Below are 24655 nucleotides of genomic sequence, written 5' to 3' on the forward strand. Positions count from 1 at the left end.
GGTGACTCGAGTACCGCACGGAACCCGTGACGAAACGGCTCGGATCCGCGCCCTCCAGGAGGAGGTCGGCCAGCTCAGGGAGGCGGTCGCCTCCCACGCCGTGGTGGACCAGGCCATCGGTGTGGTGGTCGCCCTCGGACGGGTGACGCCCGACCGGGCCTGGCTGGTGTTGAAGGAGGTCTCGCAGCGCACCAACATCAAACTGCGCAACGTCGCGGAACTGATCCTGGTCTGGGGGCGCATGGGGGAGATGCCGGAGGAGATCCGCGTCCTCCTGGAGGACCTCCTCGACCGGCACGGCCCCGTCCAGGTTCCGGGCTCACCCCCGTTGGAGTGAGGGTCACTTCGCGTCGGCGGCGATCTCCTCGCGCAACCGGGCGAAGCAGGCGCTGAGCAGCCGTGAGACGTGCATCTGAGAGATGCCCAGTTCCTCCGCTATCCGGCTCTGCGTCATCCCCGCGAAGAACCGCAGGTACAGGATCGTCCGTTCGCGTTCCGGCAGGGCCTTCAGACAGGGCGCCACGGCGACCCGGTCGACGACGGTGTCGTAACCCGGATCGGGGTCGCCGAGAGCGTCCTCGAGGGCGTAGCCGTCGGTGCCGGGCAGTTCCGCCTCCAGGGAGAGCGCCGAGAAGCACTCCAGCGCCTCCGCCCCGGTGCGCACCTCGTCCTCGGTCAGCTGCGCGTGCGCCGCGATCTCGGCGATGGTGGGGGGCCGCCCCGGGGTCGTCTGCGCCAGTTCCTTCGTGGAGCTGCGCACCCGGTTGCGCAGGTCCTGGACCCGGCGCGGCACGTGCAGGGTCCACATGTGATCGCGGAAGTGCCGCTTGATCTCACCGGTGATCGTCGGGACCGCGTACGCCTCGAAGGCGCGGCCGCGCTCGGGGTCGTAGTGTTCGACGGCCTTGACGAGTCCCAGGGCGGCGACCTGGTAGAGGTCCTCCAGGTTCTCGCCGCGTCCGCGGAACCGGACGGCGATCCGCTCGGCCATGGGCAGCCACAGGCGGACCAGTTCGTCCTTGAGTGCCCGGCGCTGCGGGCCGTCGGGCAGAGCGGCGAGCCGTTCGAAGGACTCGGCCGTGTCGGGGGCGTCGTCATGGGGGTGCTGCTTGGTTCTGACGGTGCTGCGCATCGCGCGTGCCTTCCCCAGAAGGATGCCGGTGGGGGCTCGGACACCGTGGGACTCACGCGCTCGGCGGACGGGAGAAGCCACCCGGAACCGGCCGCTCGGCGGTTCCCACGGACGTGCCTCCTGTCCGAAGCACTCCTTCCGGATTCCCGGGATGCCCGTGATTAAAACGGTTTCTCCTATTTATTCGGATCGGCGATCCGTGCGGCTGCCCGTCCGGGCTTTCCGTCCGGCTCGACCGTGACCCTCCGTTGGGGTGATTACCTCCCGGATACCTGCTCCGCGAGACCGACCCGGGCGACCGGCGCGCCGCCCGGCTGCTGCTCACCGAGGCGGCCGAGGCCCGGCTGCGGGCCTGGCAGGAACGGCGCGCCGCACTGGTCGGCCGGCAGGTCGCCCGTCTCGACCCCGCCTGCCGGGAGGCCCTGCGCGCGGCACTCCCGGCCCTGCGCGTGCTCGCCGTCACCCTCCACGAGGAGGCCGAGGAACCATGACGAACGACAGCGGCGGTACGCCGGACGCCCTCGCGTGCACCGGGCTGGCGTAGGCCTTCGGCGGCACCCGGGCGGTCGACGGGCTCGACCTGACCGTCCGGGAGGGCGAGGTCTTCGGCCTGCTCGGGCCCTACGGCGCGGGCAAGACCACCGCAATCCGCTGCGTCACGACCCTGCTGCCGGTCCCCCCGGGCATGGTCCGCGTCTTCGGCCACGACGCCGCCGGGGACCGGACGGCCGTACGGCGGCTGCTCGGATATGTCCCCCAGCAGCTGGCCGCCGACTCGGGCCTCACCGGCCGCGAGAACGTCTCCCTGTTCGCCCGCGTCTTCGGCGTGTCCCGGCGCGAGCGGGCCGCACGGGGCGCCCAGACCCTGGGCGCCGTCGGCCTGACGGACGCCGCCGACCGGCTGGCCGGCACCTGCTCCGGGGGGCATGGTCCGGCGGCGCGAACTCGCCCAGGCGCTGGTCAGTGCCCCGCGGCTGCTGATCCTGGACGAGCCGACGATCGGACTCGACCCGATCGCCCGAACGGGTGTCCGGGACCACATCACCGCCGTGCGCGAGGCCACCGGCATGACCGTCCTGGTGACCACGCACTCCATGGACGAGGCCGACCGGTACTGAGACCGGGTCGCGCTGATGCACCGCGGCCGCGTCCGCGCCCTCGGCACCCCGCTCGAACTCCGGCAGGGGTATCCAGATCATCTGGGAGCGGGGCGCCGGTGTCCTCAACAGACTGCTGGTCACGCCCACTCCGCGGGCCGCGCTGATCATCGGCAAGGCGTTCGCGGCCGGGGTGAAGTCGGTCGTCCGGGCGGTCGTCGTGGTCGTCATCGCCGCGGCCTCCTCGCTGCTGGGCCGGCCGGCCCGCTGATCTTGCCGGCGGCGGCTGCCGGGGCGCGGCCGGGAACGTGATGTGCGGCACGCCGCCCGCGAGCCGTCGCGCGCTCCGTCGGGGGATTCTTCCTGCGCACGGCTTGATCAGCGATCAAAGGGGATGAATTCCCTGGCCACAGCGCATTCTGCTCATTTGACAGTGCGATCGGCGCACGGATAGGAAGCAGCCGGTAGAAGTCGAGAGGTGGACTGTGTACGAGCCGAACGTGGTCGGGGACTGGCATGAGTACGACGCGTATGCCGGTCTGCGGGTCCGCGTCCACCGTCTGGAGCAGAGCGAGCCGCCCAGGGGACGCGACGACGCCGCCGAGGGGCTGACGTACTTCTGCCTGCGCGTGACCGTCGAGAACCGGGGCGCGAAGCACGCCACGATCCACCTCGAGGACGGCCAGATCGACGTGCGGCTGGGCCAGGAGGGCGAGAGCGCCTTCATCGACTGGCGCAACTCGCAGTTCATCGAGGGCTTCGACGTCTACCCGCTGCGCCGGGCCACCGCCGTGCTGTACGCGGCGGGACCGGAGTCGTCGCTGGGTCAGGTGGACGTCCAGATCCAGCTGCGGGTCGACGACGACTGGGCCGACCGCCGGCTGTGGACGGGCGGCGTAGGACTGGCCGAGACGCCCGGCGGCGCACCCGCGGGCGCCGCACGCGACAGCCTGGCCCGTCAGGTGAGCAACTTCCTGCGCGACCAGGCCGAAGAGGGCAGCGCCTGACGGGTGCCGCGCCCTTCGGCGGTACGCCGCTCCCTTCGCCGGTACGGGGGCCGGCGGGCAGCGACGACGGTCAGTGCGGGATGCCGTCGATGAGTTCGCGCGCGCCCTGCCGCAGCAGCGCCACCGCCACCGAGGTGCCGAGCGTCGCCGGATCGAGCGGTCCGGCCCACTCGTGGGCGTTCAGCCGGGTCTTGCCGTCCGCCGTGAACACACAGGCCCGCAGGGACAGTTCGCCGCTGCGGTCGACCCGGGCGAAGCCGGCGATCGGGCTGTTGCAGTGACCCTGGAGCACATGCAGGAACATGCGCTCCGCGGTGGCCTCCCGGTGGGTGGCCGGATCACCCAGACCGCTCACCGCGTCGATGACGTCGGCGTCGCCCTCGCGGCACTGGAGGGCGAGGATCCCCGCTCCGATCGGCGGCATCATCGTCTCCGGCGACAGCACCTCGCTGATGACGTCCCGCCGGTCGATGCGCTCCAGACCGGACACCGCGAGCAGCAGTACGTCGGCCTCGCCCGCCGCGAGCTTCTCCAGCCGGCGGTTGGCGTTGCCGCGGAACGGCACGCACCGCAGCTGCGGATGGGTGGCGGCGAGCTGGGCGACCCGGCGCACCGAGGAGGTGCCGACACGCGTCCCGGCCGGCAGCTCGTCGAGGGTGCGGCCCCGCGGGTCCACGAGGGCGTCGCGGATGTCGTCCCGCTTCAGGAACGCCGCGAACACCGTGCCCGCGGGCAGCGGCCGGTCGGCCGGTACGTCCTTGACGCAGTGCACCGCGAGATCGGCGGCGCCGGCCAGCAGCGCCGCGTCGACCTCCTTGGTGAAGGCGCCCTTCCCCTCCACCTGGGACAGGTCGCCCATCCACTTGTCACCGGTCGTCTTCACGGGGACGACCTCGGTGCGCAGACCGGGATGCAGGGCGGTCAACTCCGAGCGGACGCGCTCTACTTGGGCCAGCGCCATGGGGGAGTCACGGGAGACGATACGGATCAGTTCCGGAACGGACATGCGGGACACGATAGACCCTCGGGGGACGTGCGCCGTGCCGCTCGGTGGTTTCGGTCACGGGCGGCCGGACCGCGACGGTCCGGCACCGCCGGTGTCAGGGAGCCGCTCTGAGACCGAAGCGCCGCTTGTCGGTGCCCAGGGCGCCGAGCCGGGCGTAGAACCGGATCGCGCCCTCGTTCCACGCGGGGGTCTGCCACTGCACCTCGGCCATGCCCAGGCTCCGGGCCTGCGCCGTCACGGCCTCCACCAGCTGGGCGCCCAGACCCCGGCCGCGGTTGCCGGGAGCGAGGTACAGACAGTCCATCAGGAGGTACTCGCGGCACTCCCAGGTGGAGAGTTCGGGCGAGCAGGTCGCGTAGCCGACGACCTCGCCGTCGGACACTTCGGCGACCAGGCAGTACAGCCGGGGCGCCGGGGTGTCGAAGAGGAGCACGGCCAGGCGTTCCGCCAGGTCGGGCACGGGCGGGGCGGCGCGCTCGTACTGCGCGTGCTGGGCGGCGAGTTCGGCGACGCGCGGCAGGTCGGAGCGCTCGGCGTGCCGGACCCGTGCGACGGCGCTCACCGGACGTCCCCCGCGGCCGGGGCCGCGCCCGGCGCACCCGGCGCACCCGGCGCCGTGCCCGACGGGTCGGCCCTGCGGGCGGGCCGGCGCTCGGTGAGGACGGGCGGCTTCTTCGCCGACACGGCCGGCGGCAGTTCGTCGAGAAGATCCATCCGGACATCATGGGGCGTCGGTGCGCCGCCGTCCACGGTCGGGGAGCGCTCACCCCGGTGGCGGACGGCGGCCGTCACTCACGCGGCGGGATCGAAGGTGATCCCCGAGGGTTTCGCCGACGACAGGTGGTTGGTGAAGTTGGCGTCCTTCAGGCCGAAGTTGGCGCTGCCGAAGTCGTAGGCGCTCAACTTGTCGCGCAGGCCCGCCGGGTAGCCGTTCCAGCCGACCAGCGGCGGGTACTGCCAGGTGCCCTTGTGGTTCTCCGGCGGCTCGTCGTTGGTGTTCGCCAGTCGGAAGCAGTGGGTCCTGATGCCGTCCTTGTGGTAGACGATCTTCGCGTGGGTGCCGTCGAACCGGACGCCGGAGGCGGCGGTCACGGTGAACGACCCGTGGTTGGACGTCGAGACGTACCGGACCTGGCCGCTCTGCACCCAGATCACGACGTGCTCCCAGTCGTGCCGGTGCCCGCCGATGCTGCTGCCCGCCAGGGCCTGGTCCTTCTCGAAGTACAGGCCGTACATGTAGGCGCACCAGCCGTTGTTGCACTTGTAGCGCGAGTAGCTGTTGGTGTTGTCCAGGTCGGAGGCGTCCCGGCAGCTGCCGTTCAGGGCGCCGGTGGGGTTGAGGCCCCCGTTGATCGAGCCGTCCGGGCCGATGGCCGGGGTCGAGTAGCAGCCGTCCGTGTCGTAGTCGAACGCGGGCTGGAAGGTCAGCTCGGCGGCTTCGGCGTTGGACGGCAGGGCCGTCGGCGGGGCGGCGAAGGCCGCCGACGGAAAGGCGACGACGAGTGCGGCGGCACCGGCGAACCCGGTCAGCCACCTCCTGCGGTGTGCCTTGAACTTCGGTGACGACACTGCGTCCTCCTAGGAGTCCGGGCGCAGCCGAACGGCTGTGTGGGGAGAGGGAGTTGAAAAGCAGCTCAGCTTCCCCGGTTTTCCCTTCCGCGCCAAGAGGCCGCAGGCGTATCCGTGGTGAAGCACAGCCCAATCTTTGGCTGCGGGGGTGGGGTCAGGCGGAAATGTCCGGGAGGTCCGCCGCCGACTCCTCAGGCGTCAGGTCCGGGCGCAGCCGGAGCCAGGACGGCTGGCGCAGCAGCCCCGCCCGGGTCCGCGTGCTGTAGCGGACCTCGCCGACCAGACGGGGCACCACCCAGCGCGCGCCCGGCACCCGCGGGACGGGGTCGAAGGGGCACGCGTCGGTCGTGGCGGCCCGCAGCAGGGCGGCGAGTTCGGTCCGCTCGGCCTCGCTCCAGCCGGTGCCCACGCCCCCGACGTAACGCAGGCCGGTCGTGGCCCGCTGCCCCACCAGGACGGCGCCGGGCAGCCCGGTCAGCCGCCCCTTGCCGGGCAGCCAGCCACCGACCAGGACGTCCGCGACCCGTATGTTCCGGATCTTGATCCAGGCGCGGGAGCGCACGCCCGGCTCGTAGACGGCGTCCAGGCGCTTGCAGACCAGGCCTTCCAGGCCGTGGGCGCGGGTCGCCTCCAGTGCCTCCTGCCCGTGTCCCACCAGGGCGCCGGGCGTGGACCAGGACGGGCCCTCCAGCTCCAGGGCCTCCAGCCGGGCCCTGCGCCGTGTGTAGGACAGGTCGAGGAGGGACCGCCCGCCGAGATGCATGACGTCGAACAGGACGAGGTGGACGGGGGCCGTGGCCGCCAGCCGTGCCGCCCTGGCCGGCGCACCGGCCAGACCCATCCGGGACTGGAGCAGCTGGAAGTCGGCCCGGCCCCGCGCGTCCAGGGCGAGGATCTCGCCGTCCAGTACGGCCGGTGCGGTGCCCAGCGCGCCGCCCAGCGGCCGCAGCTCGGGGTAGGCGGCGGTGATGTCCTCCCCGGAGCGGGCGCGCAGGGTGATGCTCCCGTCCCCGGGGAGGTACACCACGGCCCGCTGTCCGTCCTGCTTGGTCTCGTAGGCCCAGCGCGCGTCCTGGGCGGCGGGCGGCAGCCGGCCCGCGGTGGCGAGCATGGGGGCGATGAGAGGGAGGGTCACGGGTGAGTTGTGGACACGGCCGCAGCGGCGCACGCGGAACGGACCGCTGTTTCGCCTGATCGGAGCTGCGCAAGCCCGACCGATACCCGCCCGCCGGTGCCCCGACGCCGGGGCACCTCGGGCCCACGGGCCACGACGACCGGCCCCGGGGCGCGGTGGGGCAGGGCGGGCGCGGCCCGCGAAGCGGCACCGTCGGCGGGCGGTGCTCGTCGCGGGTGCGGCACCTCCACCTCGATCACCGTCGGGCCGCTTGCCGCTTGTCGGTTCCGCTGGCCCCGGCAGTCCCGGCAGTCCCGGTAGCCCCGGCAGCCCCGGCAGTCCCGGTAGCCCCGGCAGCCCCGGCAGCCCCGGTCGGCCCGGCGACGGCCGCCGCGCCGACCGGGGCGGGGAGTCGGGGCTCACCACGCGCAGGGGAGTTCTGCCTCGATCAGCGTCGGGCCGCCCGCCGGGCTCGTCACGCGGACCGTTCCGTCCAGTGCGGCGACCCGGCGGCGTATGCCGAGCACTCCTGATCCGGCGTTCTCGTCGATGCCGCCGCATCCCTCGTCGCGCACCCGCACACCCAGGCCCTTCGGTGACGCCGTCAGTTCCACCTCGGCCCGGTCGGACCCGCTGTGCTTGGCCGCGTTGGTCAGGGCCTCGGCGACCACGAAGTAGGCGGCCGCCTCCACTGCGGCCGGCGGCCGGGGCCCGTCCGGGAACCCGTCCGTCCGCACGCTCACCCGCAGCCCGCCCCCACCCCCGCCCCCCTGCCCGGCCCCGCTCCGCGCGTCGGCCGGACGCGAGGAACCCCATCCGGCCGCGAGGGCCCGTACCGCTCCGGTGAGGCCCCGGTCGGTGAGGATCGGCGGATGGATGGCGCGCACCACGTGCCGCAGCTCCGCCAGTGCCTCCTCGGCCTGCTCCTGCGCGTCGGTGAGCAGTTCGCGGGCCGCCTCGGGGTCGGCTCCGTACGCCCGCCGGGCCAGGCCGATCCGCAGCGACAGCGCGACGAGCCGTGCCTGGGCGCCGTCGTGCAGATCGCGTTCGATCCGGCGCAGCTCGGCCCCGTGGGCGGCGACCGCGTCCGCGCGGCTCGTGGTGAGACGGTCGACGCGCAGGGACAGCAGTGCCTCGGGGGAGGGGCTGAGCAGGGCGGCGGACCAGCCCGCCTCGAGGTCGGCGAGCCGGACGATCAGCGGCAGGACCACCGCCGGGCGGCCCAGCAGCCCGCCGCGCACGCCGTCCACGACGAGGCCCACGGGCCACAGCGGCAGCACGAGCACCGTCAGCCAGGCGTAGGCGTAGTGGGCCGCAAGCCAGCGCAGGTCGGTGCGGGTCGCCGGATCCCGGACGGCCGTGCGCAGCCGCTCGCGCAACGGGCCGGTGACGGGCCGGTACGCCTCCGGGATCTCCCGGCCGGTCCAGGACGCCGTCGAGCGCCGCTTGGCCCCGGCGATCCTGCGGATCAGCAGCACGGTCTCGGGCAGCAGCCAGATCCCGGCCCCGGTGACCGTGCCCGTGGCGGCGATCAGCAGGACGGTGACGAAGAGGTGCGTCCCGAAGGCCGTGGCGGCGGCCGAGAGCAGGTGGACCGTGGCCCGCGCCGCCGGTCGCAGAGTCGCGCGCATGGTGCCGTTTCCTCGGTGACGACGGGGACGGGCTGACGGGCGGCGGGGAGACGCGCCGCGGGGGAGTGCGAGAGAGCGGGATGCGAGAGAGCGGGAGGGGGCCCAGCCTCACGCGGCCCCCGCGGCCCCCCCCCGCGGCCCCCCGCGGACCCCGCCCCCCCCGCGGGCCCGCCCCGCGGACCCCCGCTCAGTCGTCCAGCGTGACGACGACCTTCTCCGCCGCCCCGGGAGTCAGCGCCAGTTCGAAGGCCCGGGAGGCCTCGGCGAACGGGACGCGGTGACTGATCAGCTTGGCGAACCTCTCCTGATGCGCGACGAGTTCGGGGGTCACCTCGAAGATCTCGGTGGGGTAGCCCTGGGAGGCGATGAGGGTGAGTTCGCTGCGCAGCATGCCGCCGAGGTCGACCTCGCCCTTCTTCTGCACGGCGACCATGACCAGCTTCGCGCCCCACTTCGCCGACCGGACCACCGTGTCGAAGACGGCCGGTGCGCCGGCCGCGTCGATGAAGAGGTCGGTGCCCGGACGGGGCTGGCCGAGGGCGTTGGCGCTTTCGCCGTGCAGCGCGGTCAGCCGTGCGATCACGTCCTCCTCCGCGGAGTCCACGACGGCGTCCGCGCCCACGGCCAGTGCCTTCTCCAGGCGTGAGGGGATCACGTCGGCGACCACCACGTGTTCCACACCGCGCAGCTTCAGCCAGATCGCCGCGCCGAGCCCGATCGGCCCGGCGCCGAACACCACGACCTTGTCGCCGGGCCCCGCTCCGGAGCGGTTGACGGCGTGGAGCGACACGGCCAGGGGTTCGTTGAGCGAGGCCACGTCGAACGGGACCGTGTCGGGGAAGACGGCGACGCTCCTGCCGACCTCGGCGTTCTCGATCAGCAGGTACTCGCTCATCCCGCCGAACCTGCCGCCGCAGCCGATGATGCCGGTGGGCGCGGCCTGCGGGTTGACGACCACGCGGTCGCCCGGCGCGAGGCCGCTCACCTCGGCGCCGACCTCCACGACCTCGCCGGCCGGTTCGTGGCCCAGCGGCACGGGGACCAGATCGCCGCCCAGGTGGGCCCGGGCGGGCATGCCGCCCAGGTGCAGGAAGGTGACGTCGGTGCCGCAGATGCCGCAGGCGCGGATCCGTACCAGCGCGTCCCGGGGCCCCGGTACGGGGCGCTCGACGTCCACGACCTCGATCGTGCCGGCACCGCCGGTCCGGACGGACTTCATCGTGCTCATGGGAGGGAGCCTTTCTCGCTGCTGGAAACGGTCGCTGACGCGCGCGGTGCGGTGCCTCGTCGGAACCCGGCGCCGTCAGGGCGCCGCGACCCGCCCGGAAAGCCGGTCGCCCGCGCCCGTGGGGGGGGGAAAACGTCCCGGGCCCGGCTCCGGCCGGGGGTGGACCGGTTGCCGGGCCCGGGGACCGCGCCGATCCCCGTCCCCACGGGTTCGGCGGCCGGGAGCCGTCTCCGCTCAAGACGGACTGCCGGATTGCTTGAGTTAGGCAAGCATATGTGGATTACTTGAGTCAAGCAAGCGACGTCGGGCGACGTCGGATCCGGCACTCGGAAAGGCGCGGTGTGAACCTCTCCCCATTGCCGTCGGCGGTGCCCCCCGCCTCACCCGCGGTGGTCGAGCTGGAACGGGCCGCCGTGGCGATGCTGCGCCAGATCGCCGATCACGAGCCCCTGCGCCCCGGAGAGTTCGTCCAGGTGCTCGCCGTGCAGGCTTCCCACGTCACCCGTCAGGTGCAGCGGCTCGGGAGATCGGGCCATCTGACGCGTGTCGCCGACGCGGACGACCCTCGTGTGCTGCGCATGCGTCTCACCCCGCTCGGCGAGGAGGCCGTCGCGCGGCTGGGTGACGCGGGCGCGCGGGGCGTGCGACCGGCCCTCGCCCACTGGTCGCCCGATGAGCTGCGCAGCATCGCCGCGCTCGTCCGCCGCCTGGTGGACGTCTTCCTGACCCATCCCGCCGACGAAGGGCAGGCCCTGCATGAGGGCACCACGCCACCCGCGCCGTGACGCCCGCGGGGACCGTCCCGCGGCGCCCGCGGACGCCCCCGCCCACCCCGGCCCGCCGGGGGAGGGCCGCCGGGCCGAGACGCCGCCGTCCCCGGGACGCGAGCCGTCGCTCGCCCGCGGTGCGGGCCGTCGTGTACTGGTCGTCGCGGCCGAGCCGGACCTCGCCGAACTCCTCGCCACCACCTTGGGCCTGGCCGGCTACCGGGCCGTCCTCGCGGGCACGCTCGCCGAGGCGCTGGCCCGGCTCGGCGCACAGCGGTTCGACCTGGCCGTGGTCGACACCGCGCTGCCGGGCCTGGCCGGCTACGACGCGGCGGGCCGCCCGGCGATCGCCCACCGGCCGCCGGTCCTCTATCTCGCCGCCTGTGACCTGCTCGGCCGCCTGCTCCCCGAACTCGCGCCGGGGGAGAAGGACTGTGTCACCAAACCCTTACGGGTGGCGGAGGTGCTGACCCGGATGCAGGTGCTGCTGCGCGCCACGGCGCCGGGCTCCCCCGGCCGTGCTCCCGGATACGGGGACCTGGTCGTCGACGACGTCCTGCGGCGGGCCCGGCGCGGTGACCGGGATCTCGGCCTCACGCCCGCCGAGTACCGCCTGCTGCGCCATCTGCTGGACAATCCGCACCGGGTGCTGTCCAAGGAGCAGCTCGGCCGGTACGTCCGGGGAGGTTACCGGGGCGACAACGCCGTCGAGCAGCTCGTCTCCCGGCTCAGGCGCAAGGTGGACCGCGGAGGGGCCGCGCTGATCCACACCCGGCGCGGCTTCGGTTACTGGCTGGGAAAGGCCGACACCGAGGACTGACGACGGGCAGGTGCGAACACCGGCTGCGCCGGGCGACGGCAGGGGAGCGCGGTGCCGTGGGAGTGCGACGTCACCCCCCATGTGTCGACCTGTTCCACTGTCACATCGTCAATCCTTCTTCCAGGAAGACCGGTTGGTGGCCTCGGTGCCACGGTCCGACATCCCTGCCGCGGCTGTGACCCGTGCCACGTCAGCCTCCTGTCAGGTGACTGACCGCCGTGTGTCAGGTCGCTCTGTTTGCATGTGCTCACCGACGTCCCGACGCCCTTCCCCCGGCGCTCCGGCCCCTGCGGAGCCCCCACCACCGAGGAGAGCCATGGCCGACACACTGACCGGACCGCTGCCCCAGGACCCGGACCCGGTCCCCGACTTCCCGATGCCGCGGGCCGCCCGCTGCCCCTTCGACCCCCCACCCGGGCTCAAGGAGCTCCAGGAGCGGGGGCCGCTGGCGAAGGTCCGCCTCTGGGACGGCAGCCGGCCCTGGCTCGTGACCCGGCACGCCGACCAGCGCGCCCTGCTCGGCGACCACCGGGTCAGCGCCGACACCGACAGCCCCGGCTACCCGTCGAAGGCCGCCGGGGACGGCGGGGACACCAAGTTCGGCTTCATCATGCTGGACGACCCGGAGCACGCCAGGCTGCGCCGGATGGTGACCGCGCCGTTCGCGATCAGGCGGGTGGAGGCCCTGCGTCCCGTCGTGCAGGACATCGTGGACGGTCTGGTCGACGACATGCTGGCGGGCCCCGGACCGGTGGACCTGGTGGAGGCCTTCGCGCTGCCTGTCCCCTCGCTGGTGATCTGCGAGCTGCTCGGCGTGCCCTACGACGATCACGCGTTCTTCCAGGACAACACCCGGACGATGGTCCACCGGGACGCCACCCCCGAACAGCGCGGACGGGCGACCCGCGAGATAGCCGAGTACCTCGGCGGGCTGATCGGCAGGCGGCTCGCGGATCCGCGGGACGATCTGCTGTCGGGCATCGCCGGCCGGGTCCGGGCCGGCGAGATCGACCACCGTACGGCCACGGAGACGGCGCTGCTGCTGCTCCTCGCGGGGCACGAGACCACCGCGAACATGATCGCGCTGGGCACGCTCGCCCTGTTCCACCACCCCGACCAGCTGGCCCTCCTGCGGGACACGGAGGACCCCGCACTCGTCGTCTCCGCCGTCGAGGAACTGCTGCGGTATCTGAGCATCACCCATCTCGGGCGGCGCCGCGCCGTCACCGCCGACATCGAGATCGGCGGGCGGCTGATCAAGGCCGGCGAGGGCGTGATCATGGCCAACGAGATCGCCAACCGCGACCCCGAGGTCTTCCCCGACCCCGACCGGCTCGACCTCACCCGGGACGCCCGCCGCCATGTCGCGTTCGGCTTCGGTGTCCACCAGTGCCTGGGGCAGCCGCTGGCCCGCATGGAGCTCCAGGTCGTCTACGCAACCCTCTACCGGCGGATCCCGACCCTGCGGCCGGCCGTCCCGCTGGACGAGATCCGCTTCAAGGAGGACGCCTTCATCTACGGCGTCCACTCCCTGCCCGTCACCTGGTGACGGTGCCGTCCCACGAGCCCGACGACAGCCGACGGCGACGGACCGCCGAGAACGAGAAGGGGAATCCCATGAGTGGTGCCGAGGTGGAGCTGGAGACCGACAGGTGCGTCGCCTCCGGGCAGTGTGTGGTGGCGGCCGGACAGGTCTTCGACCAGGACGACGACGGCATCGCGGTGCTGCTGGCGGAGCGGCCCGCGCCCGAACACCTCGACGACGTCCGCGAGGCCGTCGCGGTCTGCCCGGCCGCGGCGATCCGGCTGCTCGAACGGTGAACCGGATCGTGGTCGTCGGAGCCTCGGCCGCCGGACTCGCGGCGGCCGAGACGCTCCGGCGCGAGGGCTACGAGGGGACGCTGACGCTCGTCGGCGACGAACCGCACGCTCCCTACGACCGGCCGCCGCTGTCCAAGCAGGTCCTCGCCGCCGAGTGGGAGCGGGACCGGCTCCCGCTGCGCCGCCCCGGCGAGCTCGCCGCCCTCGGCCTCGACCTGCGCCTCGGCACCGCGGCGACCGGCCTCGACACCGCCCGCCGACGCGTACGCATGGCGGACGGCGGCGACGTGCCGTACGACGGCCTGATCCTGGCCACCGGTGTCCGGCCGCGCCGGCTGCCGGGCGGCGGCGCGCATGTGCTGCGCACCCTGGAGGACGCGCTCGCCCTGCGCGAGCGCCTCGCCCCGGGACGGCACCTGGTCGTCGTCGGCGCGGGCTTCCTCGGCGCGGAGGCCGCCGCGGTGGCCCGCGGCCTGGGGGTGCAGGTCACCTTGCTGGAACCGGCGGCCGTGCCGCTGGCCCACGCGGTCGGCGAGGAGATCGGACGGGTGCTGTCGCGGGCGCACGCCGATCGGGGGGTACGGCTGCGCTGCGGGGTCACCGTGACCGAGGCGACCGGCGGCGGTGTACGGCTCGCCGATGGCGGGGCCGTCGAGGCCGACGAGGTGCTGGTCGCGGTCGGGTCGGCGCCCAACACCGAGTGGCTGGCCGGCAGCGGTCTGACGGTGGCCGACGGGGTGGTGTGCGACGCGTACCTGGAGGCCGCGCCGGGCGTGTACGCCGCCGGGGACGTGGCCCGCTGGCTCCACCCGCTGTCCGGCACGTCCCTGCGGATCGAACACCGCACCAACGCCACCGGGCAGGGGATGGCCGCCGCCCGCAATCTGCTGCGCCCCGAGGCCCGCCGGCCGTTCGCGGCCGTGCCGTACTTCTGGTCCGACCAGTACGGCATGAGGATCCAGGCCCACGGGTTCCTGCGCGGCCACGACGAGGTCGCGGTCGTCGAGGGCGCCCTCGACGACCGGCGGTTCGTGGCCGCCTACCGCACCGGCGACCGGGTGGGCGGCGTGCTCGCCGTGGCCATGCCGCCCGCGGCGGTCCAGCGGTGGCGGCAGGCGGTCGCACACCGCGCGCCCTGGGGAGAGCACGTGCGGGTGACGGTGTGAGACGGTCGTCGGCCGCGAGGCACGCCGGGGGACGGGTAACTTACTTGAGTTACGCAATGAGATGGTAAAGTGGTCCGCATGTCCACCGAACCGCCCGAACCGTCCCCGCTGCCCTCCGCCGCGGCTCCGGAAGTGATCGAGATCGAGCGCGCGCTCACGCGGATCACGTACCTGAGCACCCGCGCCCGTCAGCACGACCGGCTGATGACGCTGGCGGGCGTCCCGCTGGACCGCGCCGCCGTGGCCCTGCTGCGGCAGGTCGCGGACTCCGAGCCGCTGCGGCCGGGGGAACTGGCGCAGCGGCTGGGCGTGGAGGCGTCCCATGTGACCCGCACGGTGCAGCAGCTCCAGAAGTCCGGCCATGTCACCCGGGTCCCCGACCCCGACGACGGCCGGGCCCAGCGCATCGAGCTCACCGGGGCCGGCCGCGCGGCCGTAGACCGCATCCGCGACGCGGGCGCCCGGGGGATGCAGCTCGCCCTGGCCGACTGGTCCCCGCAGGAGCTGGGTCAGCTGGCCGCGCTGTTCCACCGCATGGTGGACGACTTCCTCTCCTACTCCGTCGAGGACGAGACCGAGCAGCCGGCCGCGGCCCCCCGGGGCTGACCTCGGTTCCGCCCGGCGCCGAGGGGGCTCAGTCGCGGTCCGGGACGCGTGTGAAACCGCCGGGCCACTCGTCCTCGTCGAGCGTGTGGGCGTCGATCACGAAGCAGTCCGGCTCCTCGCGGAAACCCGGCAGCAGCCGCGCGAGGCGCCTGCGCTCCGCCGCTTTCTCCGGCGTGGAGCAGACGCCGAGCAGCTTGGCGTCGTCGCCGTCCCGCTCGTCGAGGTGCACCGTGTCCCCGTCGCGGTGCAGGGGCGCGCCGTCCTCGCCGGCCGTGTTCCGGTGTCCGATGGGCCACAGCAGGCAGACGGTCATCCCCGCAGATCATCGCCCGCGCCGGGCAACCACGCGGCGGCCCGGGCGAGTTGACGGGCCCGTGCGGCGCGCGCCCCTCGGCGCGGGTGCCCGGCCGGCCGGCCGACCCCGGCTCCGCATTCCCGCCTACCCTCCAGTAAGGTCGGGCGCCAGATCGTCAGAGGAGGAACCGTGCCACGGTCCGAACGCTCACCCCTGCTGCTGGCGGGACTGCTGGCCGGCATGGGCGCAGCCCACTTCGCCGTCCCGCGCCCGTTCGACGCGATCGTCCCGCGCACGCTGCCCGGCTCCCCCCGGACCTGGACGCACGCCAGCGGCGTCGCCGAGCTGGTGCTGGCGGCCGGAGTGGCCCTGCCCCGCACCCGCAAGACGGCCGCGCTGGCCACGGCCGCGCTCTTCGTCGGCGTCTTCCCCGCGAACGTCAAGATGGCGTGGGACTGGCGGCACCGCCCCGCCCCGCTCAAGGCCGCCGCCGTCGCCCGGCTGCCCTTCCAGGTGCCCCTGGTGATGTGGGCCCGCAGCGTCGCCGAGGGCGCCCGCACCGCGACCACCGCGGAGGGACGGTCGTGACCAGGATCCTGACAGCCGGTGACCTCGTCGAGGACTTCTCGCTGCCGGACGAGACGGGCACGGTCCGCAGCCTCACGGAGCTGCTCGCGGACGGGCCGGTGGTCCTCTTCTTCTACCCCGCCGCCCTGACCGGGGGCTGCACGGCCGAGGCCTGTCACTTCCGTGACCTGGCGGCCGAGTTCGCCGCCGTGGGCGCCCGCCCGGTCGGGATCAGCGGGGACTCCGTCGACCGCCAGCAGGAATTCACCGGAAAGCACGTGCTCGGCATGCCGCTCCTGTCGGACGTCGACGGATCGGTGCGGGAGCGCTTCGGCGTGAAGCGCGGCTTCTCGCTGGCGCCCACCAAGCGGGTCACCTTCGTCATCGGGCAGGACCGCACCGTCTGGGAGGTCGTGCGCAGCGAGCTGCGGATGAACACGCACGCCGACCGTGCCCTCGAGGTGCTGCGCGCCCGCGGCGCCTGACCCGCGCCCGGGCGCCCCGGCCGGACGGCCGGGCTCCCGGCGCGGTTGATGCGCCGGGACAAAGGGACCATTCTGGACGACATGGAGCATGTCGTCGCTGCGGCGGTCATCGATGCGCGTGGCGTCGTGACGGGCTGGAGCGAGGGCGCCCGACTGCTGACGGGCCGCTCGGCCGAGGAGACCGTCGGGCGCGCCGCCGCCGAGCTGCTCGCCGAGGACCCGCCCGGGCGCGGGGACGGCGAGTGGAGCGGTCCCGTCGTGGTGCGTCACCGTGACGGCCGGCCCGTACCCCTCGTCGTGACGGCCCACCCTGTGCTCGACGCGGACGCCCGGCCCGCCGGCCACACCCTCACCGCGCGGCCGGCCGATGCCGTACCTGCGCCCGAGGCCGCACGGCCTCCCGGCACCGCGGCCCCGCACGGCACCGCGGCCCCGCACGGCACCGCGGCCCCGCACGGCACCGCGGCCCCGCCCGGCGCCGTGGAGCCGACGCTGGCCGGGCGGGCGTTCCAGCAGGCCTCCATGGCGATGTCCGTCTTCGACCCCGGCCAGCGCTACCTGCGGCTCAACGAGATCGCCTGCAAGGTCATGGGCGTCTCCGAGGACGTCCTGCTCGGCCGGCACTTCCCCGAGACCGTGGAGGACGCCGAGCACAGCAGGGGCTTCGAACGGCAGCTGCGCCAGGTCGCCGAGACCGGTCGCCCCACGCGCTACGAGAGCTTCACCGGAGCACCGGCCCTCAACCGCGAACACGCCTGGACCACCGAGATGTGGCCGGTGCGCGACGACCGGGGAACGGTGACCGGCGTGGCCCTCGCGGCCTTCGACAGCACGGAGCAGTACCTGGCCCGCCGACGACTGACCCTGCTGAACGAGGCCGCGGCGTCCATCGGCACCACCCTCGACGTGGTGCGCACCGCCGAGGAGGTTATCGCGCTCCTCGTGCCCAGGTTCGCCGACTTCGCCAGCGTGGACCTGCTGGACTGGGTCCTGGGGGCCGACGAGCCGCCACCCGTCCCGGACGGCGAGGTCGTGCTGCGCCGGGTCGCCCACGGCTCCGCCCACGAAGGCACCCCCGAGGCGGCGGTCCGTCTCGGCGAGACCGACGTCCACCCGCCCTTCAGCCCGCCCGCCCGCGCCCTGCGCGAGGGGCGCGCCGTCCGCATCCAGGCGGGCGAACCCGATTTCATGCGCTGGCTCGGCGAGCGCAACGCGCGCGCTCCCGAGGGCCGCCGCTTCCGCACCGGGGTCCACTCGGTGATCTCGGTGCCCCTGCGGGCCCGGGGCACCACCCTGGGCGTCCTGGTCGGCGTCCGTATCGCTCACCCCGACGACTACGAGGCCGACGACGCCGTCTTCGCCGAGGAACTGGCCAGCCGGGCCGCCGTCTGCGTCGACAACGCCCGCCGCTTCGCCCGGGAACGCACCACCGCCCTCACCCTCCAGCACAGCCTGCTGCCCCGCGGCCTGCCCGGACAGGCCGCCGTCGAGGTCGCCCACCGCTATCTGCCCAGCGGCTCCACCGCGGGCATCGGCGGCGACTGGTTCGACGTCATCCCGCTCTCCGGAAGCCGGGTCGCCCTCGTCGTCGGCGACGTCGTCGGACACGGCATCCCCTCCACGGCCACCATGGGGCGGCTCTGCATGGCCGTGCGCACCCTCGCCGACGTGGACCTGCCGCCCGACGAACTCCTCACCCACCTCGACGACCTCGTCACCCATCTCGCGGCCTACGACAACGCGGGCGAGGACGTCGCCGAGCTCGGCGCCACCTGCCTCTACGCCGTCTACGACCCCGTCGGCCGCCGCCTCACCCTCGCCGCCGCCGGACACCCGGCACCCGCCCTCGTCCTGCCCGACGGCACCGCGCAGCTGGTCCGCATGACCCCCGGACCACCGCTCGGCGTCGGCGGCCTCCCCTTCGAGGCGGTCACCCTGGACCTCCCCGAGGGCGCGGTCGTCGCCCTCTACACGGACGGCCTGATCGAGGACCGCGACCGTGACGTCGACCGCGCCACCGGCGAACTGTGCAGCGCGCTGACCGCACCGGCCGCCACCCTCGACGCCCTCTGCGACGGCGTGCTCAAGGCGGTCCTGCCGGACGAGCCGAGCGACGACGTGGCCCTGCTGCTCGCCCGCACCCGGGTGCTGGGCGCGGACCGGGTCGCGACCTGGGACATCGAGCCGGACCCCGCCCACGTCGCCGTCACCCGCCAGGCGGCGACCGAGCAGCTGACCGCGTGGGGCCTGGAGGAGGCGGCCTTCGTCACCGAACTCGTCGTCAGCGAACTCGTCACCAACGCCATCCGCTACGGCGCGCCGCCCATCCAGCTCCGCCTCATCCGTGACCGGAACCTCATATGCGAGGTGTCGGACGGCAGTTCCACCTCGCCCCATCTGCGCCGCGCCCACGCCTTCGACGAGGGCGGCCGCGGCCTGCTGCTGGTCGCGCAGCTCACGCAGCGCTGGGGCAGCAGGCAGACGGACCGGGGCAAGACGATCTGGGCGGAGCAGACGCTCGACTCCGCGTGACCACGCGCACGACCACCCGCACGGGTGAGCGGGCCCGGCCGCTCAGAACTCCTCGTGCACCTCGGGGTCGCCGCCCAGCCGCCGGTGCGGGCGCTGCGCGATCGCCGCCAGCTGCGCCGGTCCGAGCTCGAAGCCGAAGAGGTCGAGGTTGGCGCGCTGCCGCTCCGGGCTGGAGGACTTCGGGATGGGGACCGCGCCGAGCTGGACGTGCCAGCGCAGCACGACCTGGCCGGGTGTCACGCCCAGCGACTCGGCGACGGAGACGACGACCGGGTCCTCCAGGAGCGCCGAACCGCGGCCCAGCGGGCTCCAGCTCTCCGTGCGGATGCCCTTGGCCTCGTGGAAGGCGCGCAGCCCGTCCTGCGGGAAGAGCGGATGCAGCTCGATCTGGTTGACGCAGGGCAGCACCCCGGTCTCCTTCTCCAGCCGTTCGATGTGCGCGGCGGTGAAGTTGGAGACGCCGATCGACCGGACCAGTCCGTCCTCGCGCAGCTTGATCATGGCCCGCCACGAGTCGACGAACCGGTCGACCCGGGGGAGCGGCCAGTGGATCAGGTACAGGTCCACGTAGTCCAGGCCGAGCCGCCGACGGGACTCCTCGAAGGAGGCGAGGGTCTCGTCGTGCCCGTGGTGGCGGCCGGGGAGCTTCGTGGTGACCACGATCTCCTCGCGGGCCACCCCGGACCGGGCCACGCCCCGTCCGACCCCGGTCTCGTTGCGGTAGTTCGTCGCCGTGTCCACGAGCCGGTAGCCCAGACCGAGCGCCTCGGCGACGGCCCGCTCCGCCTCGGCGTCGTCCATCGGCCAGGTGCCCAGCCCCACGGCCGGGAGCCTCGTACCGTCGTTGAGCGTGTGCTCCGGGATGTTGCTCACCAGGGGGACCTTTCCTCGACCGTGTCGTCCCTCCAGCCTCACCGATGATCCGGCGGGCGGACAACCGGACGCCGCGCACGGCGTGTCCGCCGCGGCCGGGGGCGGCCGGGGCACTGTCGCCAGGCCGCCGATTCGCTGTCACGATCTTCGGGAGCGGTGACGGCCGACGGGTGAGGACGAGCGGAGCACGCATGACGACGGACAGCCGGGCGACCCCCTTCGACGATCCGGCGGCCGAGAAGGCCGCCCGGGCGGCCGGGGTCGAGGTGAAACCGGTCGCCGGACACACCGGCGCCGAGATCGGGGGCGTCGACCTCGCGGCCGGGCTCGACGACGCCCAGGTCGCCGTGATCAGGGCGGCGGTGCTGCGCTGGAAGGTGGTCTTCTTCCGGGAGCAGCACCTGGACCACGCCGGACACGTGGCGTTCGCGCGCCGGTTCGGCGAACCGGTCGTCCTGCGCAGGCGCGGCAGCGCCTCACCGCCCGACTTCCCCGAGGTCGAGACGACCGCCGACCGGCTCGAACTGGGCGGGAGGTTCGGCATGGAGCACGAGGAGTGGCTGCGCCGCCGCCGGCACACCCTGCTGCGCGGCTGGCACTGCGACCACGGCGCCCGGGTCGACCCGCCCGCCGCGACGATCCTGCGCGCCGAGACGGTGCCGCCCTACGGCGGCGACACGACGTGGTCCAACCTGGCCGCCGCCCACGCCGGACTCTCCGCACCCCTGCGGGAGTTCCTGGCCGGGCTGCGCGCCGAGCACCGGCTGGGCGTCGGCTACCAGCCCCGCCCGGGCGACGACGCGTACGTCCGGCACCTCCTCGACCACCAGGTCGCCTCGGTGCACCCCCTGGTCCGGGTGCACCCCGAGACGGGCGAGCGGGTGCTGTACGTCAACGGCTACTACCTGGAGCAGATCACCGACCTCTCCCGCGCGGAGAGCCGGGCGATCCTGGACATGCTGCTGGAGGAGGCGACCCGCCCCGAGTACACGGTCCGTTTCCGCTGGGAGCCCGGCAGCGTGGCCTTCTGGGACAACCGGGCCACCATCCACCTCGCCCCCGCCGACAGCGCGCACCTGGGCTTCCCGCGCACCATGCACCGGGTGATGATCGGCGGTGAGGTACCCGTCGGGGCGGACGGCAGGCCGTCCGAGCCGGTGACGGGCACCGAGGCGGGCCGCTGGTGAGGATCCTCAGGCCGGGTCGGCGCCGGGCCGCCAGCCCAGCGCCGGACCCAGCTTCGTCGCCGTGTCGGTGAGGATCTGCACGTAGTCCTCGTGCTCGAAGGTGAACGGCAGGGCGAAGGCGACCTCGTCGATCTCGCGGAACGCGGCGTGCGCGTGCAGGCGTTCGGCGATCTCCTGCGACGTGCCGACCAGGTCCGGGGCGAAGAGCAGCCGGGCCGGCCCCTGCGGCGACGTCGTGCGGGGCAGCCGCTTCGCCGCGAACTCCTCGTACTTCGCGCGCTGTGCGGGCGAGGCGGAGTCGGTCGGGACGACCACCAGGCCCTGCGAGACACGGGCCGCCTCGCCGTCGGGGTGGGCGGCCCGGAAGGCGCGGACGTGGGAGAGCTGGATGTCGGCGAAGTCCCTTGTGTCGTCCGGGCCTTCGGCCTTGACGACACTGCTGGTGAGGAAGTTCATGCCGTGCTCCCCGGCCCACCGCGCCGAGCCGGTGCTGCCCCCGCCGTACCAGAGACGGCGGCCCAGGCCGGGGGAGTGCGGCTGCACCCGGTCGGAGAACACCTCGAACCCCTCGACCCCGCTGAAGTCGGTGGCCGGCTTGCCTCGCACCAGGTCCAGCAGCCGCCGCACCCGCTCGTAGCCGAAGTCCTCGGCGTCCGCGCTGTCCGGGTAGAGGGCCTCCTTGACCTGCTCGTAGTGCATCGGCGGGCCGACGCTCACCCCCGGGTTGAGCCGGCCCCCGGACAGGATGTCCACGGTGGCCAGGTCCTCGGCGAGACGCAGCGGGTTCTCCCAGCCCATCGGGACGACCGCGGTGCCGAGCTCGATGCGCCGGGTGCGCTGCGAGGCGGCCGCCAGCACGGCGACGGGGGAGGAGATGCCGTACTGGAGGTGGCGGTGGCGCACCCACGCGCTGTCGAAGCCGAGCCGCTCGCCCAGCTCGATGATCTCCAGTGTGGTCTCGTGCCCCCGGCCCGGGTCGTCCCCGTCGAACAGCCCGATGGTGAGGAACCCCAGTTTGCGCAGGGGGCGTGAGGTCGACGGCAAGGGTTCCTCCATCGTTCGACGGCCCTACGGCCGTGCGGCGGTTCTCCGGTGATTGTGGCACCGGTCCTCAGCCCAGCGGGATCACGACCTCGTCCTCGACCGGCGGGTTCAGTTCCTGCGCGCGGTTCCCGGTGGCCGCGAAGCAGCGCAGCCGGACCGACTCCGGGGTGACGTCCAGCCGCAGGAAGCTCTTGAAGAACGGCGGGCTGTACGTCGCCGAGCTCGGAGAGAAGAGCTGGGTGTAGATCTTGCGCACCGGCAGCCGCAGCCGCCTGCGGCGCTCCGGACGGCTCCCGGTGCCCAGCAGACCGGCCAGCAGACGGATCCGCCGGGTCACCCGCACCTGCGGGCCCGGCGCGCGGGTCGGCGGGATGCCCAGCCGTTCGGCGACGACGGCCTGGGCCTCGGCCTCCGTCAGGGCGAAGAAGCGCCGCAGCCGCAACCGGCGCCCGTAGAGCCGGCTGTAGAAGGCCAGGGAGTCGCCGCGCAGCGGATAGCAGCGGAAGTCGCGCTCGGTGACGCCGGCGACGGACACCCGGGGAATGGTGTGCGTGGCGTGCATGAAGGCGCCCCCGCCGCCCGAGACGACGTACTGGAGCGTCCGCCCGTCCGCCAGACGCACCGGATAGCGCTGGTAGTTGTGGATGTCGCCGCCTATCGCCGCGACGTAGTGGTGCTCGGGCGCGGTCACGATGTCGTCGACGGTGCCGCCCCCTTCGACGGGGCACGGGTGGTGTTCGCCGTCGACGTAGAGGGGGGAACCGGTGACGAGGATCTTCGGGCGCGGCCCGCGGGACACCTCGCGGAGCCAGGCGCCCTGTTCGGCGTCGAGGGTGCCGAGCAGTCCGGTGTCGATGCCTATGATCCGCACCGGTCCGGCGTCGATCGCCCAGTACGGCCCGGGCTGCACGGCCCGTTGCCCCGCCGCGGACCTCAACTCGCCCGCCTCCCGCAGGCGGAGGCCGTCGTGGGCGCGGCGCCGGTGCCAGAGCAGCGCCCGCAGCCGGGCGCGGCTGAACAGGCGCGGCGCGGGCTCGGTGGGCAGCGGCGGGGCGTCCGCGCAGAAGACCCGCATGAACGCGCCGAGGTCCTCGTACCAGTCGTGGTTGCCCGGTATCGCGTAGAAGGGCGCCGGGTAGTCGCGGTAGGGGCGGAAGAACTTGGTGCCGTAGTCGTCGGCGCTGCCCACCGGGTAGATCACGTCACTGGCGAGGACGGCGAAGGACGTGCCCTGACTGGCCCTCAGGAAGCCGGGGACGACGGCGTACTGGGGATCGTCGCCCTCTCCCGTGTCGCCGATGACCATGAAGGAGAAACTGTCGGGGTCCGCGCGCCGGATCACCTTGTCGGCGGGCGCGCCGGCCGCCGCCTGCTGCGCCACCAGACGGGAGCGGGTGCGGCCCGTCGGATCCCCGAACCACGACGCCAGCACGCCGTTGCGGGCCGCCCACAGCATCCTGGGGTCCAGCCACGAGATCTTCTGGGTCCGGTCCGGCATGAGGCGCCGGTACGTGCCCCGTTCGGCGCCCGACCAGCCGGCGCCTTCGGCGGTATCGCGTGAGGAGTCAGACACCGGTGCACCGTAGCAATGATCCACAGTCCGTCAGAACCCGTACCGCCGAGTTCATGCACCGTCATCTAATGCCCTTGACGGCGCCCGTCCCGCGGCCTGGCGCCGCGCCGCCCCCTCGCCCCGACACCTGCTCACGCCCCGCCGGGTGGCGCTCCTGCGTCCGCCGGGGCGGTCCACGGGCGCCGGTCGCAGGCATGCGGATGTCCGCCGTCGGGGTCCGTCCCCCAGAAGAAGACCTCGGTGCCCGGCCCGCGTGCGGAGAAGAGGCCGGTCGCGGACGCCTCCCGCAGGAGCCTGCGCAGGTCCGCCTCGAACGCGGCGCGGCGCGGGCCGAAGAGGTGCGGAGCCGAGAACGACATCGAGAACACCTCCGCGACGACGTCGTCCGGCGTGCGCCGCAGCAGCTGTCCACCGGGAACGACGAGCCGCCGCGGACCGGTGAACCCGGCCCGGGCGAGCACCGCGGCCTCGCCGCCGGGTGTTCCCTCCGGCAGCACGCCCCGGCCCGCCCGGCGGACGGGCCCCAGGTAGCGCGTGACCAGGTCCCGGATCGCCGCACCGGGCACCTCCGGGTACGGGAGCGCGCCCGCCGCGGGAGTCCCGGTCCTGAGATCCGAGACGTGCACCAGCGTCCCGCCGGGCCCGAGCAGGTCCCGGGTGGCCGCCGCCACCCGTGCACGGTCCATCCAGTGGAAGGACTGGCCGAAGGTCGCGACGTCGAACGTCCCCAGATCCGGGGGCAGTTCCTCGGCGCGGGCCCGAACCCACCGGACCCTCGCCCCCGTTCTGCGCGCCGCGGCCTCCCGTCCGGCCTCGGCGAGCATGTCCGCGTCCGGGTCGACCCCGACGACCTCGGCGAACAGCGGGGCCAGGTCCAGGGCGAGGATCCCCGGCCCGCAGCCCATGTCGACGAGGCGCCCGCGCCCGTCGGGACGCAGGACGCGGGCGAGCGCCTCCGCCAGTCCCGGGGCGTAGGGGAGCCGGCCGCGCCGGTAGTGGGCGGCGGTGCCCGCGAACAGCGTCTCGTCCCACTCCCACCCGTCCGCCACCCGCGCCCACCGCCTCCGGGCCGATCCCGTTCGTCCGAGCGTCGATGATCCCACGGTCCCGAGGACGGCCGGATCCCGTCGGTCCT

25 protein-coding genes and 3 pseudogenes are annotated in these 24655 nt (G+C 73.9%); 15 read left to right on the plus strand and 13 right to left on the minus strand.

Annotated elements, in window-relative coordinates; genetic code table 11:
- Position 1: 1 nt before the first annotated feature.
- Positions 2-337, plus strand: a complete 336-nt coding sequence (locus Saso_RS09720) for an ANTAR domain-containing protein (RefSeq protein ID WP_189918601.1) — start codon at positions 2-4, stop codon at positions 335-337.
- Between the two features lie 3 nt (positions 338-340).
- Here Saso_RS09720 and Saso_RS09725 read toward each other — a convergent pair whose 3' ends face one another.
- The gene (locus Saso_RS09725) at positions 341-1132 is read right to left on the minus strand and encodes a SigB/SigF/SigG family RNA polymerase sigma factor (protein WP_189918603.1); all 792 of its coding nucleotides are present in this window, start codon (positions 1130-1132) and stop codon (positions 341-343) included.
- A 266-nt stretch (positions 1133-1398) separates the two neighbouring features.
- Between Saso_RS09725 and Saso_RS38180 the strand changes: the two are divergent.
- From Saso_RS38180 to Saso_RS09735, 4 genes and pseudogenes are all read left to right on the plus strand, one after another.
- A pseudogene (locus tag Saso_RS38180) lies at positions 1399-1623 on the plus strand (MarR family transcriptional regulator); the annotation flags it as partial.
- Positions 1620-2337 (plus strand): annotated as a pseudogene (locus Saso_RS09730) (ATP-binding cassette domain-containing protein); the annotation flags it as partial. The pseudogenes Saso_RS38180 and Saso_RS09730, both read left to right, overlap by 4 nt.
- Positions 2318-2467, plus strand: a pseudogene (locus Saso_RS38185) (ABC transporter permease); the annotation flags it as partial. The pseudogenes Saso_RS09730 and Saso_RS38185, both read left to right, overlap by 20 nt.
- Positions 2468-2714: 247 nt before the next feature.
- A complete protein-coding gene (locus tag Saso_RS09735) occupies positions 2715-3236 on the plus strand; it encodes a hypothetical protein (RefSeq protein ID WP_189918605.1) in 522 nt (173 codons plus the stop codon).
- A gap of 70 nt (positions 3237-3306) precedes the next feature.
- Here Saso_RS09735 and hemC read toward each other — a convergent pair whose 3' ends face one another.
- From hemC to Saso_RS09770, 7 genes are all read right to left on the minus strand, one after another.
- Positions 3307-4242 (minus strand): hydroxymethylbilane synthase, encoded by a 936-nt coding sequence (gene hemC / locus Saso_RS09740; protein ID WP_189918607.1) that lies wholly within the window; start codon positions 4240-4242, stop codon positions 3307-3309.
- Between the two features lie 94 nt (positions 4243-4336).
- Positions 4337-4804: a GNAT family N-acetyltransferase gene (locus Saso_RS09745; protein WP_189918609.1), complete on the minus strand. Its 468-nt coding sequence runs from the start codon at positions 4802-4804 to the stop codon at positions 4337-4339.
- Entirely contained in the window at positions 4801-4956 is a 156-nt protein-coding gene (locus Saso_RS09750) for a hypothetical protein (protein WP_189918611.1), read from the minus strand. Before Saso_RS09750 ends, Saso_RS09745 begins: the two co-directional genes overlap by 4 nt.
- Positions 4957-5034: 78 nt before the next feature.
- Positions 5035-5811: an NPP1 family protein gene (locus Saso_RS09755; RefSeq protein WP_189918613.1), complete on the minus strand. Its 777-nt coding sequence runs from the start codon at positions 5809-5811 to the stop codon at positions 5035-5037.
- Between the two features lie 154 nt (positions 5812-5965).
- Positions 5966-6946, minus strand: a complete 981-nt coding sequence (locus tag Saso_RS09760; protein WP_229901089.1) for an ATP-dependent DNA ligase — start codon at positions 6944-6946, stop codon at positions 5966-5968.
- Positions 6947-7344: 398 nt separating this feature from the next.
- Positions 7345-8556 (minus strand): sensor histidine kinase, encoded by a 1212-nt coding sequence (locus Saso_RS09765; RefSeq protein ID WP_189918615.1) that lies wholly within the window; start codon positions 8554-8556, stop codon positions 7345-7347.
- A 187-nt stretch (positions 8557-8743) separates the two neighbouring features.
- On the minus strand, positions 8744-9784 hold the full coding sequence (locus tag Saso_RS09770; RefSeq protein ID WP_189918617.1) for a zinc-dependent alcohol dehydrogenase: 1041 nt from the start codon (positions 9782-9784) through the stop codon (positions 8744-8746).
- Positions 9785-10125: 341 nt separating this feature from the next.
- On the opposite strand from Saso_RS09770, the gene Saso_RS09775 reads away from it, so the two are divergent.
- The 6 genes from Saso_RS09775 (at position 10126) to Saso_RS09800 (ending at position 14964) form a co-directional block, all read left to right on the plus strand.
- Positions 10126-10569, plus strand: a complete 444-nt coding sequence (locus Saso_RS09775; RefSeq protein WP_229901090.1) for a MarR family winged helix-turn-helix transcriptional regulator — start codon at positions 10126-10128, stop codon at positions 10567-10569.
- Positions 10541-11371 carry a response regulator transcription factor gene (locus tag Saso_RS09780; protein WP_189918619.1) on the plus strand — a complete coding sequence of 277 codons (831 nt, stop codon included), beginning with the start codon at positions 10541-10543 and terminating at the stop codon, positions 11369-11371. Before Saso_RS09775 ends, Saso_RS09780 begins: the two co-directional genes overlap by 29 nt.
- A 316-nt stretch (positions 11372-11687) precedes the next feature.
- On the plus strand, positions 11688-12920 hold the full coding sequence (locus tag Saso_RS09785) for a cytochrome P450 (RefSeq protein WP_189918621.1): 1233 nt from the start codon (positions 11688-11690) through the stop codon (positions 12918-12920).
- A 68-nt stretch (positions 12921-12988) separates the two neighbouring features.
- Positions 12989-13192: a ferredoxin gene (locus Saso_RS09790; protein WP_189918623.1), complete on the plus strand. Its 204-nt coding sequence runs from the start codon at positions 12989-12991 to the stop codon at positions 13190-13192.
- The gene (locus Saso_RS09795) at positions 13189-14358 is read left to right on the plus strand and encodes an NAD(P)/FAD-dependent oxidoreductase (RefSeq protein WP_189918626.1); all 1170 of its coding nucleotides are present in this window, start codon (positions 13189-13191) and stop codon (positions 14356-14358) included. Before Saso_RS09790 ends, Saso_RS09795 begins: the two co-directional genes overlap by 4 nt.
- A gap of 78 nt (positions 14359-14436) precedes the next feature.
- Positions 14437-14964, plus strand: coding sequence for a MarR family winged helix-turn-helix transcriptional regulator (locus Saso_RS09800; protein ID WP_189918628.1), 528 nt, complete (start codon positions 14437-14439; stop codon positions 14962-14964).
- Between the two features lie 28 nt (positions 14965-14992).
- On the opposite strand, the gene Saso_RS09805 is transcribed toward Saso_RS09800, so the two are convergent.
- The gene (locus Saso_RS09805) at positions 14993-15277 is read right to left on the minus strand and encodes a hypothetical protein (protein WP_189918630.1); all 285 of its coding nucleotides are present in this window, start codon (positions 15275-15277) and stop codon (positions 14993-14995) included.
- A 171-nt stretch (positions 15278-15448) separates the two neighbouring features.
- Between Saso_RS09805 and Saso_RS09810 the strand changes: the two genes are divergently transcribed.
- The 3 genes from Saso_RS09810 (at position 15449) to Saso_RS09820 (ending at position 18843) form a co-directional block, all read left to right on the plus strand.
- On the plus strand, positions 15449-15847 hold the full coding sequence (locus Saso_RS09810; RefSeq protein ID WP_189918632.1) for a DoxX family protein: 399 nt from the start codon (positions 15449-15451) through the stop codon (positions 15845-15847).
- On the plus strand, positions 15844-16311 hold the full coding sequence (locus Saso_RS09815) for a peroxiredoxin (RefSeq protein ID WP_307822215.1): 468 nt from the start codon (positions 15844-15846) through the stop codon (positions 16309-16311). The genes Saso_RS09810 and Saso_RS09815 overlap by 4 nt, the downstream gene beginning before the upstream one ends.
- A gap of 81 nt (positions 16312-16392) precedes the next feature.
- Positions 16393-18843: an ATP-binding SpoIIE family protein phosphatase gene (locus Saso_RS09820; RefSeq protein ID WP_189918634.1), complete on the plus strand. Its 2451-nt coding sequence runs from the start codon at positions 16393-16395 to the stop codon at positions 18841-18843.
- Between the two features lie 42 nt (positions 18844-18885).
- Here the strand turns inward: Saso_RS09820 and Saso_RS09825 are convergent, their stop codons facing one another.
- The gene (locus Saso_RS09825; protein ID WP_189918636.1) at positions 18886-19716 is read right to left on the minus strand and encodes an aldo/keto reductase; all 831 of its coding nucleotides are present in this window, start codon (positions 19714-19716) and stop codon (positions 18886-18888) included.
- 191 nt (positions 19717-19907) lie between these two features.
- Between Saso_RS09825 and Saso_RS09830 the strand changes: the two genes are divergently transcribed.
- Positions 19908-20903 (plus strand): TauD/TfdA dioxygenase family protein, encoded by a 996-nt coding sequence (locus Saso_RS09830; protein WP_189918638.1) that lies wholly within the window; start codon positions 19908-19910, stop codon positions 20901-20903.
- Positions 20904-20909: 6 nt separating this feature from the next.
- On the opposite strand, the gene Saso_RS09835 is transcribed toward Saso_RS09830, so the two are convergent.
- From Saso_RS09835 to Saso_RS09845, 3 genes are all read right to left on the minus strand, one after another.
- Positions 20910-21947 carry an LLM class flavin-dependent oxidoreductase gene (locus Saso_RS09835; RefSeq protein WP_189918640.1) on the minus strand — a complete coding sequence of 346 codons (1038 nt, stop codon included), beginning with the start codon at positions 21945-21947 and terminating at the stop codon, positions 20910-20912.
- 67 nt (positions 21948-22014) lie between these two features.
- On the minus strand, positions 22015-23520 hold the full coding sequence (locus tag Saso_RS09840; RefSeq protein WP_189918642.1) for a metallophosphoesterase family protein: 1506 nt from the start codon (positions 23518-23520) through the stop codon (positions 22015-22017).
- A 131-nt stretch (positions 23521-23651) separates the two neighbouring features.
- Positions 23652-24569: a class I SAM-dependent methyltransferase gene (locus tag Saso_RS09845; RefSeq protein ID WP_229901091.1), complete on the minus strand. Its 918-nt coding sequence runs from the start codon at positions 24567-24569 to the stop codon at positions 23652-23654.
- Positions 24570-24655: the final 86 nt, after the last annotated feature.

Source organism: Streptomyces asoensis, from assembly GCF_016860545.1.
Lineage (GTDB): Bacteria > Actinomycetota > Actinomycetes > Streptomycetales > Streptomycetaceae > Streptomyces > Streptomyces asoensis.

What these genes read in the sequence shown, in the direction of transcription:
- Saso_RS09780 (WP_189918619.1), top strand. Translation starts at nt 10,541, where the DNA reads ATGAGGGCACCACGCCACCCGCGCCGTGACGCCCGCGGGGACCGTCCC.
- Saso_RS09830 (WP_189918638.1), top strand. Translation starts at nt 19,908, where the DNA reads ATGACGACGGACAGCCGGGCGACCCCCTTCGACGATCCGGCGGCCGAG.
- Saso_RS09785 (WP_189918621.1), top strand. Translation starts at nt 11,688, where the DNA reads ATGGCCGACACACTGACCGGACCGCTGCCCCAGGACCCGGACCCGGTC.
- Saso_RS09725 (WP_189918603.1), bottom strand. Translation starts at nt 1,132, where the DNA reads ATGCGCAGCACCGTCAGAACCAAGCAGCACCCCCATGACGACGCCCCC.
- Saso_RS09770 (WP_189918617.1), bottom strand. Translation starts at nt 9,784, where the DNA reads ATGAGCACGATGAAGTCCGTCCGGACCGGCGGTGCCGGCACGATCGAG.
- Saso_RS09800 (WP_189918628.1), top strand. Translation starts at nt 14,437, where the DNA reads ATGTCCACCGAACCGCCCGAACCGTCCCCGCTGCCCTCCGCCGCGGCT.
- hemC (WP_189918607.1), bottom strand. Translation starts at nt 4,242, where the DNA reads ATGTCCGTTCCGGAACTGATCCGTATCGTCTCCCGTGACTCCCCCATG.
- Saso_RS09790 (WP_189918623.1), top strand. Translation starts at nt 12,989, where the DNA reads ATGAGTGGTGCCGAGGTGGAGCTGGAGACCGACAGGTGCGTCGCCTCC.
- Saso_RS09820 (WP_189918634.1), top strand. Translation starts at nt 16,393, where the DNA reads ATGGAGCATGTCGTCGCTGCGGCGGTCATCGATGCGCGTGGCGTCGTG.
- Saso_RS09765 (WP_189918615.1), bottom strand. Translation starts at nt 8,556, where the DNA reads ATGCGCGCGACTCTGCGACCGGCGGCGCGGGCCACGGTCCACCTGCTC.
- Saso_RS09805 (WP_189918630.1), bottom strand. Translation starts at nt 15,277, where the DNA reads ATGACCGTCTGCCTGCTGTGGCCCATCGGACACCGGAACACGGCCGGC.
- Saso_RS09750 (WP_189918611.1), bottom strand. Translation starts at nt 4,956, where the DNA reads ATGGATCTTCTCGACGAACTGCCGCCGGCCGTGTCGGCGAAGAAGCCG.